This is a genomic window from Mesorhizobium vachelliae, from assembly GCF_033977325.1.
Classification (GTDB): domain Bacteria; phylum Pseudomonadota; class Alphaproteobacteria; order Rhizobiales; family Rhizobiaceae; genus Mesorhizobium; species Mesorhizobium vachelliae.
Genome location: NZ_JAVIIR010000003.1, coordinates 493,539 through 509,028, shown reverse-complemented (window position 1 = coordinate 509,028; position 15,490 = coordinate 493,539). Strand labels below are relative to the sequence as shown.

The window sequence follows — 15,490 nt, the reverse complement described above, 5'->3', positions numbered from 1 at the left end:
TTGTCGAGCGGCTGTGGACGGCTGCTGCCAGCCGCCCTTCAAGCATCGCGCTCCGACCGTCACTTAAACGAAATCAACAGATCCTTCGCGTCGATCTGGTCTCCAGCCTTGACCAGCACCTCGGCGATCTCGCCGTCGCGCTCGGCATGCAGCGCGGTTTCCATCTTCATGGCCTCGATCGACAAGAGCACGTCGCCCGCCTTGACCGCCTGTCCGGCCGCCACCGCGAGCGCCGAGACGACACCCGGCATCGGCGCGCCGACATGCCCCTCATTGCCGGGTTCGGCCTTGCGGCGCGCCTTGGCGGCGGAAGCGCCATGCGCCCGGTCCGGCACCTTGATGCGACGCGGCTGGCCGTTGAGCTCGAAGAACACGGTGACCATGCCCTTGTCGTCGACATCGCCGAACGCCTGGCAGCGGACCACCAGCGTCTTGCCCTTCTCGATGTCGAGGAAGATCTCGTCTTCCGACTTCATGCCGTAGAAATAGGTCGGCGTCGGCAGCACGCTCACCGGCCCGTAGGTCTCCTGCGCGGCGGCGAAATCGGTGAACACCTTGGGATACATCAGCCATGAGGCGAATTCATATTCCGAAAGCTTGCGCTCGAGCTTGCCCTCGATGTCCTTGCGGCTGGCCTTGAGATCCGCGGGTTTAAGCAGCGAGCCGGGCCTGACCGTGATCGGCTTCTCGCCCTTCAGCGCCTTCTTCTGCAGCGCCGCCGGCCAGCCGCCGGGCGACTGGCCGAGATCGCCGCGCAGCATCGACACGACCGAATCCGGGAAGGCGATGTCCTTGGCCGGGTTCTCGACGTCGGCGACGGTGAGGTCCTGGCTGACCATCATCAGCGCCATGTCGCCGACCACCTTGGACGACGGCGTCACCTTGACGATGTCGCCAAACATCAGATTGACGTCGTGATAGGCCTGCGCCACCTCGTGCCAGCGCGTCTCCAGCCCAAGCGAGCGAGCCTGCTCCTTGAGGTTGGTGAACTGGCCGCCCGGCATCTCGTGCAGATAGACTTCCGAGGCCGGTCCCTTGAGGTCGCTTTCGAACGCGGCATACTGGTTGCGCACCGCTTCCCAGTAGAAGGAGATGTGGCGGATCCATTGCGGATCGAGGCCGGGATCGCGCTCGGTGCCTTTCAGCGCCTCGACGATCGAACCCAGGCAGGGCTGCGAGGTGTTGCCGGAGAAGGAATCCATCGCCGCATCGATGGCGTCGGCGCCGCTCTCCACCGCCGCCAGCACCGTCGCCGCCGAGAGGCCCGACGTGTCATGCGTGTGGAAATGGATCGGCAGGTCGGTTTCTTCGCGCAGCGCCTTGAACAGCACGCGCGCGGCGGAAGGCTTCAGCAGGCCCGCCATGTCCTTGACCGCGATGATATGCGCGCCCGCGGCCTCCAGTTCCTTGGCCAGCCCGACATAATATTTGAGGTCGTATTTGGCGCGCGCCGGATCGAGGATGTCGCCTGTATAGCACATCGCCGCTTCGACCAGCTTGCCCTCGGCGCCGACCGCGTCCATGGCGACGCGCATGTTCTCGACCCAGTTCAAGCAGTCGAAGACGCGGAACAGGTCGACGCCGCCGGCGGCCGCCTGTTTGACGAAATGCTGCACGACATTGTCGGGGTAGTTGGTGTAGCCGACGCCGTTGGCGCCGCGCAAAAGCATCTGGAGCAGAAGGTTGGGTGCCGCCTCCCGCACCTTGCTCAGCCGCTCCCAAGGGTCCTCGGTGAGGAAGCGCATGGCCACGTCGAACGTCGCGCCGCCCCAGCATTCGAGCGACAAGAGCTGCGGCAGCGCCCGCGCATAGGTGCCGGCGATGCCGGCGATATCATAGGTGCGCATGCGCGTGGCGAGCAGCGATTGGTGGCCGTCGCGCATCGTCGTGTCGGTGACCAGCACCTGGCGCTCTCCGCGCATCCAGGCCGCGAACTTCTCGGGACCGAGCGCATCGAGTCTCTGCTTGCTGCCGTCTGGGACGCGGCCATTGAGATAGGGCACCACCGGTGCTGCCGCATTCGCCTTCGGCGTCGGCCGGCCGCGCGTCTCCGGATGGCCGTTGACGCTGACATCGGCGAGATAGGTAAGCAGCTTGGTGGCGCGGTCCTGCCGCTTCACCTGCTCGAACAATTCCGGCGTCGTGTCGATGAATTTGGTCGTGTAGGAATTGTCGGCGAAGCGCGGGTGGTTGATGATCGCTTCGAGGAAGGTGAGGTTGGTGGCCACGCCGCGGATGCGGAACTCGCGCAGCGCCCGGTTCATGCGCGAGATCGCCTCGCCGGGCGTCGGCGCCCAGGCCGTCACCTTCTCCAGCAGCGGATCGTAGAAGCGGGTGATGACCGCGCCCGAATAGGCGGTGCCGCCGTCCAGCCGGATGCCGAAGCCGGCCGCCTCGCGATAGGCGGTGATGCGGCCATAGTCCGGGATGAAATTGTGCTCCGGATCCTCGGTGGTGATGCGGCACTGCAGCGCGTGGCCGTTCAGCCTGATGTCCTTCTGCGCCGGCACGCCCGATTGCCTGGTGCCGATGGCGAAGCCGTCGAGGATGTGGATCTGCGCCTTGACGATGTCGATGCCGGTCACCTGCTCGGTGACGGTGTGCTCGACCTGGATGCGTGGATTGACCTCGATGAAGTAGAATTTGCCGGTGTCGGCGTCCTGCAGGAACTCGACCGTGCCGGCGCCGATATAGCTGGTCTCATGCGCGATCTTCAGCGCATAGCCGCAAAGCTCCTGGCGCAGCTCCTCGCTGAGATAAGGCGCCGGCGCGCGCTCCACGACCTTCTGGTTGCGGCGCTGGATCGAGCAGTCGCGTTCGAACAGGTGCACCGCATTGCCGTGGGTGTCGCCCAGCACCTGCACCTCGACATGGCGGGCGCGCTCGATCAGCTTTTCGAGATAGACCTCGTCCTTGCCGAAGGCGGCCTTGGCCTCGCGCTTGCCCTCCATCACCTCGCGCGCAAGGTCGGCCTCGGCGCGGATGGCGCGCATGCCGCGGCCGCCGCCGCCCCACGAGGCCTTGAGCATCACCGGATAGCCGATTTGCGCGGCGAGCTTCTTCACCTCATCCATGTCGTCGGGCAGCGGATCGGTCGCCGGCACGACCGGCACGCCGACCTCGATCGCCAGGTTGCGCGCGGCGACCTTGTTGCCCAGCCTGCGCATCGTTTCCGGCTTCGGGCCGATGAAGGTGATGCCGGCCGCCGCACAGGCCTCGGCGAATTCAGGGCTTTCCGAAAGAAGGCCGTAGCCGGGATGGATGGCGTCGGCGCCGGACAGCCTGGCGACCCGGATCACCTCCTCGATCGACAGATAGCTCTCGATCGGCCCCATGTCCTTGGCAAGATGCGGCCCGCGCCCGACCTGATAGCTTTCGTCGGCCTTGAAGCGATGCAGCGAATATTTGTCCTCCTCCGCCCAGATCGCCACGGTTTTGAGACCGAGCTCGTTGGCCGCGCGGAACACGCGGATGGCGATTTCGGACCGGTTGGCGACGAGGATCTTCGTGATGGCCAAGGACTGGGCTCCAGCAGCGGAAGGGAAGATGAACCGGCGCAATGATTAGCGTGAAAATGCTGCAGTGCAAACAAATTGCGCGACAGCTAAAACGATTTAAGTCGCTTGTTTGCGCCAAACGTCATTGCTGTTCTTCGAACACTGTAAGCGGCGGGCGACGGGCATTCCCGAGCGCGCGGCGTAGAGCTTTCCGGTCGACGCCGCCCGCAAACGAAAATGCCCGGCGCAAGCGCCGGGCATCTCTGAGAAGTCGGTTTGATTTGGCCGGCTTATTTCTCGAAGTAGGCGTACTTGCCGTCGTCGCCCTTCTTCCATTCGTAGATGACATAGTCCGGGCGGGTGATGTCGCCCTTGGCGTCGTAACCGATGTCGCCGATAGCCGTCTTCCAGGTGTTGGCCCGGATCGTTTCGGCAACCTTCTGCGCGTCGTCGGCCGAACCGGTCTTGGCGATGGCCTGGGCGATGATCTGCACGGCGGCATAGGAGTACAGCGTGTAGGCTTCCGGCTCGAAGCCGGCGGCACGGAACTTCTCGACCACTTCCTTGGCGGCCGGATTCTTGCGCGGATCCGGAGCGAAGGTGTTGAGCGTGCCGGCAACGGCGTCGCCGGCGATCGAGGCCAGTTCGTTGGAGACGATGCCGTCGCCCGAGAACAGCGGAGCCTTCAGGCCCTGGTCAGCCGACTGACGGATGATCAGGCCGGCTTCGGTGTGCAGGCCGCCCCAGTAGATGAGCGTGACGCCGTTTTCCTTCATCTTGGCGATGAGGGCCGAGAAATCCTTGTCGCCGACATTGACGCCTTCATACATCACTTCCTTGATGCCGTCGGCATTGAGATTCTTCTTGGTCTCGTCGGCGAGGCCCTGGCCGTAAGGCGTCTTGTCGTGGACGATGGCGATCTTGGCGTCCTTGAAGTTCTTGGCGATGTAATCGCCGGCCACCTTGCCCTGCTGGTCGTCACGACCGCAAGTGCGGAAGGTGTTCCACATGCCGCGCTCGGTGAACTTCGGGTTGGTCGCGGCAGGCGTGATCTCGAGAATGCCGTTTTCCTGATAGACTTCCGAGGCCGGGATCGACACGCCCGAGTTGAAGTGGCCGTCGACATACTTGACGCCGTCGGCGACGAACTTGTTGGCGACCGAGATGCCCTGCTTGGGATCGGAGACGTCGTCGCCGATCTCGAGCTTGAGCATCTGCCCATTGACACCGCCCGCCGCGTTGATGTCGGCGATCGCCTGCTCCGCGCCCTTCTGCAGCTGTGCGCCGAACGCGGCGTTCGGGCCGGTGATCGGACCGGCGACGCCGATCAGGATGTCAGCGGCCCACGCGCTGCTGCTGAGCGCGACGAACGCGGTCAGCGCAACGGCGGACAAGAGTGATTTTTTCATTGAAACGCTCCCATTTACGGAGTGGGCGTGGATGATACTTTCATGCGATGCCCACCCTTATCGCAGAAAGCATAGAATGCCGATTTTCAGGCACTTGTCACGCCGATTCATGTCTGAGACGGCGTAATGGTGGAAAGTCAACCCTTCGGTTTCCAGCTTAGTAAGGAAGCTCTTTCATAGAGCCAGTTATACTGTGTGACCATCTGGTTGGTACGCGTGTATTGATAGCCGAGGAAGCCCAATATCATCAGCACGATGGTATCGACGATATAGTAATGCAGCGAGAACATCGTGCCGTCGAACAAGGCGTGATGGATGAACCTGATGCCGATGCCGAGGCCGAGCATGTAGAAGAACAGCTGCAAGTGGCTGCTCCAGGTCTGCGCCGCCGCCTTGCCTGTCATCCACGCCGCCCAGCCGCCGAGCAGGCAGGTGACGAACAGGAACTGCCAGACCGAGGCCTCTTCGTAGAGAATACCCATGATTGATCTCCCCCGATCTCAGTGGTGTCCGCCTTCGAGATAGGCGGCGCGCACTTCCGGATTGGCGAGCAGCTCCTTGCCGGTGCCGCTCATCGTCACATTGCCGTTGACCATGACATAGCCGCGCGTCGCGAGCTTGAGCGCGCCGAAGGCGTTCTGCTCGACCAGGAATACGGTCAGCCCCTGCGTCCTGTTGAGCTCGCGGATGGCGTCGAAGATCTGCTTGACGATCAGCGGCGCCAAGCCCAGCGACGGCTCGTCGAGCAGCAAGAGCTTCGGCCGCGCCATCAGCGCGCGCCCGATCGACAGCATCTGCTGCTCGCCGCCCGACAGCGTGCCGCCGCGCTGGGCGATGCGCTCTTTCAGCCGCGGGAACAGCGTGAACACCTTCTCGACGTCCTCGTCATAATGTTTGAGGTTGTCGAGGCTGGCGCCCATCTGCAGGTTTTCCATCACCGTCATGCGCGGGAAGATGCGGCGTCCTTCCGGCGACTGGGCGATGCGCAAGCGGGCGATCTCATGCGTCGGCAACTGGGTGATGTCAGTGCCGGCGAAGGTGATGGTGCCGGTGCGGGCGCGCGGAGCGCCGAAGATGGTCATCATCAGGGTCGACTTGCCGGCGCCGTTGGCGCCGATAAGCGCCACGATCTCACCCTGGTTGACCTGCACATTGACGCCGTTCAGCGCCCGGATGTTGCCGTAGTATGTCTCGACGCCCTTGATGTCGAGCAGCGTTGTGCCGGCCATTATTTACGCCCTCCACGCTTGCCCGCCGCGGGTTTGGCCGCGGTCTCCTGTGAGGGATGGCTCGTCTCGACCTTTCCCGCATCGACACGGCGCGAGAATTCGGTGTCTCGGCCCCCGGCAAGCAATTTTGCCTGGCCGATCCAGTCCTCGCGCGCAATCCGTCCGTCGAAGGCGAGATAGGCTTCGACAGCTTCGATATCGGCCTTCTTCCAGGCGGCGATCTGGTCGAAATGGAAGATGCCGTGCTCGTTCAGCTTCTTCTCGTTGACCATGCCGATGCCCTTGATGCGGGTCAGGTTGTCGGCCTTGCCCTCGCGTGGCGCGTCGAGGCGGTTGGAGATGCCGCCGGCCTTCGCGCTCGCAGCCTTTGCCTTTGTCGCTGGCGCTTTTGCTGCCGGTTTCCTCGCCGCCGGCTTTGCCGCGGCCGGCGGCGTGACCGGCTTGCTGGCGATCGACGCGGAGCGCGCGTCGACCTGTGCGGCCTTCGAGGCGCCTTTCGACACGGTGACGCGCTCGCCCTCGTCGGCGTGTTCGACGCTGTCGGAGACCGGACCCGCCATCATGGAAGCGGAATTTCCCGGTCCATGCGCGGAGTCGGGGCCCGTATCGAGCTGCTCGATGACATCCTCGTCGCCGACTTCGGTGAGCACTTCTTGCACGTCCTCGTCGTCGACGCCGAGATAGGCGGCGATGACGCGCGGATCCGTCCTGACCGATTCCGGATTGCCGTCGGAAATCTTGCGGCCATATTCGAGCACCACGACATGGTCGGAAATCTGCATCACCACCGACATGTCGTGCTCGATGAGCAGGATCGACGTGCCGGTGTTGTTCTTGATGTCCATCAGCAGCTCGTTGAGCGCGGCCGATTCCTTCGGGTTGAGGCCGGCGGCCGGCTCGTCCAGGCACAGAAGCTCCGGTCCCGTGCACATGGCGCGCGCGATCTCCAGGCGCCGCTGCGCGCCATAGGGCAGGTCGCCGGCCGGATCGTCGGCCCGGTCGACGAGGTCGGCCTTCTCCAGCCAGTGCCTGGCGAGCTCGATCGATTCGGCCGAAGCCTGGCGATAGCTCGGGAACCCGAACAGGCCGAGGAAGGTGTAGCCCGAAGCCTTCATCAGCTTGTTGTGCTGAGCGACCAAAAGGTTTTCCAGCAATGTCATGCCCGAGAACAGGCGGATGTTCTGGAAGGTGCGCGCCACGTTGGCGCGCGCCGGGATCTCATGGTTGGGCAGGCGTTCGAGCAAATAGGTCGAGCCATCGCGCTTGCTGAGCGTGATCATGCCTTCGGTCGGCTTGTAGAAGCCGGTGATGCAGTTGAACACCGTCGTCTTGCCGGCGCCGTTCGGCCCGATCAGCGCGGTGATCTCGCCGCGCTTGGCCTGGAAGGACAAGTCGCCGATGGCGACCAGGCCGCCGAACTTCATCGACAGATGCTCGACCTGCAGGATGAAGTCGTTCGAGGAAGGAGTCGCGTTCATCAGCCGTGGCCCTCCTTGGTGAAGGAGGCTGAGACCGCTCTTCGCTCCTTTAGGAAGGCTGTAGGCTCGCGGCTGCCGACGAAGCCGCGCGGCTTCCACAGCATGACGATGACCATGGCCATGCCGAACAGCAGCATGCGGTAGAGTTCCGGCGTGAAGTCGGGACCGAAGCCCGGAACGATCGTTACGTTGCCCCAGTGCACGCCCGTCTTGAGGAAGTCTAGCTCGCGCAGGATCTCGGTGCCGCCAATCATCACCATCGCCGCAACCGCGATGCCGCCGAGCGAGCCCATGCCGCCCAGCACCACGATGGCGAGGATGATCGCCGATTCCAGGAAGACGAAGGATTCGGGGCTGACGAAACCTTGCCGGGCGGCGAAGAACGCCCCGGCAAAGCCGCCGAACATGGCGCCGGTGGCAAAGGCCGTCAGTTTGGTGGTGGTGGTGTTGATGCCGAGCGAGCGGCAGGCGATCTCGTCCTCGCGCAGCGCTTCCCAGGCCCGGCCTACCGGCAGGCGGCGAAGCCTGATGGTGACGAAGGCGGTGAGGAAGCAGAGCCCCAGGATCAGATAGTAGAGGAAGATCTTGTAGTAGGCGCCCGACTGGGCGATGTGCAGCACCTTGGAGATGTAGTTCGGGTCAGAGATGTTGAACGACATCAGGCCGAAGAAGGAGACCTTCGGGATGCCGGAAATGCCGGCCGAGCCGTTGGTCACGTCGCGCCAGTTGATCAGCACGAGACGGATGATCTCGCCGAAGGCAAGAGTGACGATCGCCAGATAGTCGCCACGCAATCTCAGCACCGGGAAGCCGAGCATGACGCCCCAGAAGGCGGCCATGCAGCCGGCAGCAGGCAGCAATATCCAAAAGGACAGGCCGAAATGCGTGCCGAGCAGCGCATAGGCATAGGCGCCCACCGCGTAGAAGGCGACGTAGCCGAGATCAAGCAGGCCGGCGAGCCCGACAACGATGTTGAGTCCCCAGGCCAGCATGACATAGATCAGGATCTGGATGCCGAAATTGTCGACCCACTTCAGCGAGCCCTGGAACCCGAACAGGAGTACCATCGCGATCGGGTAGAGGATCAGAACCGTGGCGCCGATCTTGTTGAAGTTCTGCCGCACGAAGCCCGGCTCGGCCGCCACCGCAGGCGCCGCGGCCTTTTCGGCCTTCGACCGTTCCATCGCCGGAACCGCATAGGCGACATAGAGGAAACGGCCGACAGCGACGATGCCCACCACGACGGCAAGCAGGCCCCAGCGCTGAACCAGGATCAGTTCGTTGCTGATGTTCTGGTCGGTCCTGAGACCGATGAACAGCACGAACAGGCCGAGCGAGATGGCGCCTGCATAGAGCGCTTCGCGAAAAGCGCGCTGGATGGGAGTAGCGACGGCGTCGCGCTCCGAAGACACGGTAGCGGCCATGAGGATCAGACCTTTTCGACTTCAGGCCGGCCCAGGATGCCGGAGGGCAGGAAGATCAGCACGATCGCCAGGATCGAGAAGGCGGCGACGTCCTTGTAGTCGATCGAGAAATAGGCCGACCACATGCTCTCGATGAAGCCGATCAGCAATCCGCCGAGCACGGCGCCGGGCAGCGAGCCGATGCCGCCGAGCACCGCCGCCGTGAAGGCTTTCACGCCGGGCACGAAGCCGTCCGAGAACACCACGACGCCGTAATACATCAGGAACAGCGTGCCGGCGACGGCGGCAAGGGCCGCGCCCATGATGAAGGTGATGGAGATGGTGCGGTCGACGTCGATGCCGAGCAGCGCCGCCATCTTGCGGTCCTGCTCGCAGGCGCGCTGCGCCCGCCCGAGCGCCGTTCGGTTGACGAGGTACCAGAAGATCGCCAGCAGCGCGACGGTGACGATCACGATGATGATCTGCTTCAGCGAGATGCTGATGCCGTCGATCGTGTAGACCTGGCTGACCAGCGGCGGGATCGGCTTGTTGCGCGGGCCTTGCGTGACCTGCACGAAGTTGGACAACGCGATCGACATGCCGATGGCGGTGATCAGCGGCGCCAGGCGGAACGAGCCGCGCAGCGGACGGTAGGCCACCTTCTCGATGGTCCAGTTGTAGAGGCTGGTGAGAAGCATCGCCACGATCATCATGATCAGAAGCGCCACCACAACCGGCACCGAGTAGAACATCGCGCCAAGGATCAGGAAGACGATGAGCGCTGTGAAGGCCCCGATCATGAAGATGTCGCCATGGGCGAAATTGATCATGCCGATGATGCCGTAGACCATCGTATAGCCGATCGCGATCAGCCCATAGATCGATCCCAGCGTCAGCCCGTTGATAAGCTGCTGGACGAAATATTGCATATTTATGCGGCTCCCCTGGGATGTCGCCTTTCAGGACGCATCCCTTTTCGTATTTCCCCTAGTCGTAAAGTTTCGAGCCCGGATTGCAACGTGATTTTTCAATCGCTCCGCGTGGTTTGGAAGCACGCCGTCCGATTGCCCGTTTTTTCGCGCCCGACCCCTGGACTATCGCGGACCCTATCATTGGCACAACGCAATGTCTTTGACGATTCAACCCTATGATGAGCCTCCTGTCGAAGAAATCAGCGTCAAAATAAGTTGATGAGAAGAATCCTTGCATGAACCGAAGCACTCGGTTTCGCGCCACCGCACATTCCGTAAGGTCAGGATTCCGCCCGTGTGACAGCCGTGTGACGGCGGGGTGCCTTGGATGGAACGCGCCTCCTCAAAATAGAAAAGCCTTGAAGCAAAGTCTCGGCAAGCAGAACCTGCTTGTCCGTTGAGACTGTGTTTTTCAATCCCTTTGAGCGGCGGATGAAGACGCCCACCGGCACCATGTAGCCTGCGCTGTCGGCCCGAGACCTGACCGCAAGCCGGCTGACGCTCACGTCACGATGAAGCCGTGCGCGAACGGATCGCGGTCGTCGATGAAGATGGTGTTGAGCCCCGTCATCCGTGCCCAGCCGCCGATCGAAGGGATGATCGCCGGCTTGCCCGCGACGCTGACCTCCTTTTCGACCCTGCCCTTGAACAGCGAGCCGATGATCGATTCATGGACAAAATTGTCGCCGGGCTTGAGCTTGCCCTTGGCATGGAGCTGCGCCATGCGCGCCGAGGTGCCGGTGCCGCAAGGGGAGCGGTCGATCGCCTTGTCGCCGTAGAAGACGGCATTGCGGGCATCGGCCTCGGCATGTTTCGGCTTGCCGGTCCACAGCATGTGCGACAGCCGGTTGATGCCGGGATTCTCCGGATGCACGAAGGAGTATTTCTCGTTGAGGCGCTGCCGCACCACCGGGCTCCAGGCGATGAGATCGCCCGCGGAATAGTCTGCCATATCCCGGTAATTCTTCTGCGGCTCCACGATGGCGTAGAAATTGCCGCCATAGGCGACGTCGACGCTGATCTCGCCGAGCACCGGACACTCGACGGTCAGGCCTTCGGCGTAGAGGAAGGAAGGTACGTTGGTGATGCGCACCTCCTCGACATATTCGCCGACCTGCTTGTATTCGGCGATGACAAGGCCGGCCGGCGTGTCCAGCCTCAGCACGCCCGGCGTCTTCGGCTTCACCAGTCCGTGCTCGATCGCCATCGTCACGGTTCCGATCGTGCCGTGGCCGCACATCGGCAGGCAGCCCGAGGTCTCGATGAACAGGATCGCGATATCGCAGTCGTCGCGCGTCGGCGGATAGAGGATCGAGCCCGACATCACGTCATGGCCGCGCGGCTCGAACATAAGCCCTGTGCGGATCCAGTCATATTCGGCGAGGAAATGCGCCCGCCGCTCCATCATCGTCGAGCCCTCGAGCAGCGGTCCGCCGCCGGCGACAAGGCGCACCGGATTGCCGCAGGTGTGGCCGTCGATGCAGAAGAAGGATTTCTTGGCCATGATACTCTCTATTTCAGAACCGTTGCGGATGGAAGGGCGTGAGGTCAAGCGGCGGAGTCTGCCCGAGAACGAGATCGCGGACCAAGCGGCCGGTCGCCGCCGACTGGGTCAGGCCGAGATGGCCGTGGCCGAAGGCATAATAGACATTCGGCACGCGCGCCGCGCCGATCACCGGCAATGAATCCGGCAGCGACGGACGATAACCCATCCATTCGCGGCCGCCCGACGGGTCGAGCCCGGGCAGGAAACGCTTCGCCTTCTCCAGCATCGCCTTCGAGCGGGCGAAGTTGGGCGGCCGCTCGATGCCGCCGAGTTCGACGGCGCCGCCTACGCGCAGTCCCGTCTGCAGCGGCGTGATGACGAAGCCATGCCCGGAAAAGATCAGCTGCCGCTTCACGTCGAAAGCCGACGCCGGCAGCGTCGTGTTGTAGCCGCGCTCGGTTTCGAGCGGGATGCGGTCACCAAGATTTTTTGCTAGGAGGTGCGACCAGGCGCCGGCGGCGATCAGGAGCTTCTTTGCCCTGCGCCTGGTGCCGTCGGCCAGAACGATCGTCGCGCCGTTTGCGTCAGCCTCCACGCGTTCTATTCGCGCATGTTCGAAACGGGCGCCGAGCTTCTCCGCATGGGCCCAGACCGCCTTGCCGAGCAACTTGGGATCGGCGACCGTCTTCCAGCCCGGCACGAAGGTGCCCTTGACGAAGCGTGGCGCCAGGCCCGGCTGGAGCGCGGCCATCTCTTCGCCTTCGACATGGCGGAAGCCGATGCCGAAACGCTCGCGCTCGGCCCAGCCGGGCAGCGAGGCGCGGAACTCCGCCTCGCTCTCATAGAATTCCAGCGAGCCGTCCTCGCGCAGCATCGGCCGCGTGCCGGAGCGGTCGAGCAGGCCCATCCATTCGGCTTCGGCGAGCTTCATCATGCCGGCCTGCGTGGCCAGGCTCGTCTCATAGTGCTTCGCCGCGCCCGCGCGCCAGAAGCGGATCAGCCAGGGCAGGAGCTTGGGTAGATAGGCCGGCGGAATGGCCAACGGCCCGAGCGGGTCGGCGAGCCATTTCGGCAATTGCCGGATCATCCCCTTATGCGCCAGCGGCAGCACGTCGGAGAAGGCGAAGGCGGCGGCATTGCCGGAGCTCGTCTCCTCGCAAATGCCGGTACGGTCGAAGACGGTGACGCTGCGCCCCGCCTCGGAGAGCAGGGTCGCGGCACAGATGCCGATGATGCCGCCGCCGATGATGGCGATGTCTTCCGCTTCTCCCTGTGAACGGAGAGAAGGCGCCCGAAGGGCGGATGACGGGCCGCCCCCCTCCTCGGAATTTCCCTGCACGCGAATGCTACCTCTTATTCGGCCGCCACCAACTTGTCCGTCGATCGGGGAGACGTCTGCAGCGACGGCAGCTTCGGCCGCACCGCCAGCGCATCCCGCACGATCTTCTCCACCGCCTTGCGGCGTTCGCCCGACAGCGGCTGGCGCGGCATGCGCACGCGGTCATTGGTACCGATCGCCAGCACTTCGGCAAGCTTGATGTTTTGGACCAGATAGGTGGACACGTCGAGGTCGAGCAAGGGCCGGAACCAGCGATAGATGGCCAGCGCCTCCTCGCGGCGACCTTGCCGCATCAACTGGTAGATCGCGACGGTCTCGCGCGGGAAAGCGGTGACGAGGCCGGCCACCCAGCCGATCGCGCCGACCGACAGCGCCTCGAAGGCGAGATTGTCGACGCCGGTGAAGAGATCGTAGCGGTCGCCGAACCTATTGATGATCTCGGTCGAGCGGCGGATGTCGTCGGAGGATTCCTTGATGGCGACGAAGCGCTTGTCCGAAGCCAGCTCCTCCATCAGCTCGACGGTGACGTCGACGCGATAGGCGAGCCGGTTGGAATAGATCATCACCGGCAGGTCGCCGGCTTCCGCGACGGCGCGCAGGGCGGCGACCGTCTCTTCGGGATTGGTGTGGTAGATCGGGCTCGGCACCACCATCAGGCCATCGGCGCCTTCCTTGGCGGCGCGCCTGGCGATGACAGCCGCCTCGCGCGTGCCGGGCTCGTTGACGGTCAAAAGCACCGGCTTCTTGCCGGCGACTTTCTGCGCCGTCTTCAGCACCTCGATCTTCTCGTCAGGCGACAGCATCGGCCCCTCGCCGAGCGAACCGCAGACGATGATGCCGTCGCAGCCGGCCTCCATCTGCACGGAATAGCAGCGCTCCATCTCGGCATGGTCGAGGCGATCGTCGGCGGTGAATTTGGTCGTGACGGCGGGGAAAACTCCGGTCCACATGGCTGTCTCTCCGTTGATATATCAGTCGTATATCTATTAAGAGCTGGCTCGTCAATGCTGAATCCGTTATGATATATGAAAAATATATCAGGAGCCTGCCTTTGATCTCCCCACTGATATCCGCTGACACGAACGCGACCTTCGAGCCGGCGGCGACCAAGGCTTATCGCGCGCTGGAGCACATGATCGTCACGCTCGAGCTGGCGCCGTCGAGCTTCGTCACCGAAGGCGCGCTGATCGAGCGGCTGGGTCTCGGACGCACGCCGGTGCGCGAGGCGATCCAGCGGCTGGCCTGGGAAGGGCTTCTCGACATCAGGCCCCGCGCCGGCATCGCGGTCGCGCCGCTCCACGCCGGCGACTGGCTGCGGGTGCTGGATGCGCGGCGCGGTATCGAGGTCGTGCTCGCCCGCTCGGCCGCCCGCTTCGTCACCCGCGAGGCCGCCGACCTGTTCCATGAGGCTGCCCTGGCGATGCAGAAGGCGGTGATCTCGGGCAACGTGTTGGCCTTCATCCAGGCCGACAAGGCGCTCGACGAGGCGCTGGCCATCGCTGCGGACAACCCCTTCGCAGCGCGAGTCGCCGCCCCCTTGCAGACGCACAGCCGCCGCTTCTGGTATCGCTACAAGGCCGATACCGGTCTGGCCGAATCGGCCGAGCACCACGTTGCGCTGATCCGCTCCATCCTCGACGGCGACGAGGAAGCCGCCGCCAAGGACGCCAAGAAACTGATGGCGCTGCTGCGCGGCCATGCCGAGGTCGCCGCCACGCGCTGAGCAGCGTTCTCAGCCGCCCGGCTGCCCGACCGGAGTGGCCAGCGTGTCTTCCCATCCCTCGCCGGCGGCCAGGATGCAGCTCTGGCCTTTGACGTCGGTCATCAGGATGGTCCAGGTTCCGCTTGCCGAGACGAACACTTCGAAGATGGCGGACTGTCCGGCCACGCCATAGCCCAGCCGCTTCTCCTCGAATGCCGCCGCCAGCCGCGCGACCAGAACGTCATGGCCGCCGCAGATGATTTGCGCCCGCGCCGGAATAGCCGGCAGCGCCATCATGGCGCCGACGGCCGCAAGCTTGACCCACCGAAACGAAAAATCGCGTGCCATGGGGCACCTCCTTCGCCTTCGCATTCCGGCAAGGGAGGCACATTCGGCCGCCTCAACGTGCCGGAAGGCTCCAGGCCGGATCAGACGTCTTCATCACGTCACTCCTTCTGGTTTTCCGGTCTGTCGTCGGGAGATTATGACTCCCTGGATTCGATATGGTGAAGCTCCGCTCCGTAAACAAGCGGAGCCGCGGAAAGCGCATTCCGGAGACGGTCGCCACGCCCTATCCGGGCTCGACGTCAGCCCGCGCTGGATTGCTTTTGCGCCGCCCATTTCAACAAGGCATCGAGAGCCGGGCACAGGGCTTGGCCCCAATCGGTCAGGCAATACTCGACCTTTGGGGGTACTTGATGGTGAACGATACGGCGGACAATTCCGTCGGCCTCCATCTGCCGAAGCTGTTGGATCAGCATTTTCTGCGAAATCGTCGGTATAGCCCGTTCGAGGTCGGAAAAGCGCAGCACCTTGCCGCCGAACAGATGGAACAGGATAACCAGTTTCCACCGGCCCTCGAGGATACGCAGCACGTTCTCAACGCCGATCGCCGCAGACGAAGGCGTCAAAGCCTCAGACTTACTTTCGGGTAAGTACCTTACTTTTTCGTCGGTTCTTGTCATTTCCGCAGCAT

General features: G+C 63.6%; 13 protein-coding genes. 1 reads left to right on the top strand and 12 read right to left on the bottom strand.

Translation table 11 applies throughout. The features are described from left to right. Positions 1 to 59 precede the first annotated feature (59 nt). The 10 genes from pyc to RFM41_RS09310 form a co-directional block, all read right to left on the bottom strand. Positions 60 to 3,518, bottom strand: coding sequence for a pyruvate carboxylase (pyc, locus tag RFM41_RS09355; protein WP_320247219.1), 3,459 nt, complete (start codon positions 3,516 to 3,518; stop codon positions 60 to 62). Between the two features lie 269 nt (positions 3,519 to 3,787). After that, positions 3,788 to 4,906: a branched-chain amino acid ABC transporter substrate-binding protein gene (locus RFM41_RS09350; RefSeq protein ID WP_320247220.1), complete on the bottom strand. Its 1,119-nt coding sequence runs from the start codon at positions 4,904 to 4,906 to the stop codon at positions 3,788 to 3,790. Positions 4,907 to 5,043: 137 nt separating this feature from the next. After that, positions 5,044 to 5,391, bottom strand: coding sequence for a DUF6867 family protein (locus RFM41_RS09345; RefSeq protein WP_320248067.1), 348 nt, complete (start codon positions 5,389 to 5,391; stop codon positions 5,044 to 5,046). 15 nt (positions 5,392 to 5,406) lie between these two features. Next, positions 5,407 to 6,135: an ABC transporter ATP-binding protein gene (locus RFM41_RS09340; protein ID WP_320247221.1), complete on the bottom strand. Its 729-nt coding sequence runs from the start codon at positions 6,133 to 6,135 to the stop codon at positions 5,407 to 5,409. Then, positions 6,135 to 7,613 (bottom strand): ATP-binding cassette domain-containing protein, encoded by a 1,479-nt coding sequence (locus RFM41_RS09335; RefSeq protein ID WP_320247223.1) that lies wholly within the window; start codon positions 7,611 to 7,613, stop codon positions 6,135 to 6,137. The genes RFM41_RS09340 and RFM41_RS09335 overlap by 1 nt, the downstream gene beginning before the upstream one ends. Beyond that, complete coding sequence (livM, locus tag RFM41_RS09330) at positions 7,613 to 9,037, bottom strand: high-affinity branched-chain amino acid ABC transporter permease LivM (protein WP_320247224.1); 1,425 nt, start codon at positions 9,035 to 9,037, stop codon at positions 7,613 to 7,615. Before livM ends, RFM41_RS09335 begins: the two co-directional genes overlap by 1 nt. A 5-nt stretch (positions 9,038 to 9,042) precedes the next feature. Next, positions 9,043 to 9,945, bottom strand: a complete 903-nt coding sequence (locus RFM41_RS09325; protein WP_320247226.1) for a branched-chain amino acid ABC transporter permease — start codon at positions 9,943 to 9,945, stop codon at positions 9,043 to 9,045. Between the two features lie 544 nt (positions 9,946 to 10,489). After that, complete coding sequence (locus RFM41_RS09320) at positions 10,490 to 11,491, bottom strand: 4-hydroxyproline epimerase (RefSeq protein WP_320247227.1); 1,002 nt, start codon at positions 11,489 to 11,491, stop codon at positions 10,490 to 10,492. A 13-nt stretch (positions 11,492 to 11,504) separates the two neighbouring features. Beyond that, positions 11,505 to 12,812, bottom strand: coding sequence for an NAD(P)/FAD-dependent oxidoreductase (locus RFM41_RS09315; RefSeq protein WP_320247228.1), 1,308 nt, complete (start codon positions 12,810 to 12,812; stop codon positions 11,505 to 11,507). 14 nt (positions 12,813 to 12,826) lie between these two features. Then, on the bottom strand, positions 12,827 to 13,762 hold the full coding sequence (locus tag RFM41_RS09310) for a dihydrodipicolinate synthase family protein (RefSeq protein ID WP_320247229.1): 936 nt from the start codon (positions 13,760 to 13,762) through the stop codon (positions 12,827 to 12,829). Between the two features lie 68 nt (positions 13,763 to 13,830). On the opposite strand from RFM41_RS09310, the gene RFM41_RS09305 reads away from it, so the two are divergent. Further along, entirely contained in the window at positions 13,831 to 14,535 is a 705-nt protein-coding gene (locus tag RFM41_RS09305) for a GntR family transcriptional regulator (RefSeq protein WP_320247230.1), read from the top strand. Positions 14,536 to 14,544: 9 nt separating this feature from the next. Here the strand turns inward: RFM41_RS09305 and RFM41_RS09300 are convergent, their stop codons facing one another. Next, positions 14,545 to 14,862: a hypothetical protein gene (locus RFM41_RS09300; protein ID WP_320247232.1), complete on the bottom strand. Its 318-nt coding sequence runs from the start codon at positions 14,860 to 14,862 to the stop codon at positions 14,545 to 14,547. Between the two features lie 239 nt (positions 14,863 to 15,101). Further along, positions 15,102 to 15,479: a winged helix-turn-helix transcriptional regulator gene (locus tag RFM41_RS09295; RefSeq protein ID WP_320247234.1), complete on the bottom strand. Its 378-nt coding sequence runs from the start codon at positions 15,477 to 15,479 to the stop codon at positions 15,102 to 15,104. Positions 15,480 to 15,490: the final 11 nt, after the last annotated feature.

Excerpts from the sequence above, each read along its gene's own strand:
- RFM41_RS09305 (WP_320247230.1), top strand. The coding sequence starts at position 13,831 with ATGATATATGAAAAATATATCAGGAGCCTGCCTTTGATCTCCCCACTG.
- livM (WP_320247224.1), bottom strand. The coding sequence starts at position 9,037 with ATGGCCGCTACCGTGTCTTCGGAGCGCGACGCCGTCGCTACTCCCATC.
- RFM41_RS09325 (WP_320247226.1), bottom strand. The coding sequence starts at position 9,945 with ATGCAATATTTCGTCCAGCAGCTTATCAACGGGCTGACGCTGGGATCG.
- RFM41_RS09295 (WP_320247234.1), bottom strand. The coding sequence starts at position 15,479 with ATGACAAGAACCGACGAAAAAGTAAGGTACTTACCCGAAAGTAAGTCT.
- RFM41_RS09350 (WP_320247220.1), bottom strand. The coding sequence starts at position 4,906 with ATGAAAAAATCACTCTTGTCCGCCGTTGCGCTGACCGCGTTCGTCGCG.
- RFM41_RS09320 (WP_320247227.1), bottom strand. The coding sequence starts at position 11,491 with ATGGCCAAGAAATCCTTCTTCTGCATCGACGGCCACACCTGCGGCAAT.
- RFM41_RS09300 (WP_320247232.1), bottom strand. The coding sequence starts at position 14,862 with ATGGCACGCGATTTTTCGTTTCGGTGGGTCAAGCTTGCGGCCGTCGGC.
- RFM41_RS09335 (WP_320247223.1), bottom strand. The coding sequence starts at position 7,613 with ATGAACGCGACTCCTTCCTCGAACGACTTCATCCTGCAGGTCGAGCAT.
- RFM41_RS09310 (WP_320247229.1), bottom strand. The coding sequence starts at position 13,762 with ATGTGGACCGGAGTTTTCCCCGCCGTCACGACCAAATTCACCGCCGAC.
- RFM41_RS09340 (WP_320247221.1), bottom strand. The coding sequence starts at position 6,135 with ATGGCCGGCACAACGCTGCTCGACATCAAGGGCGTCGAGACATACTAC.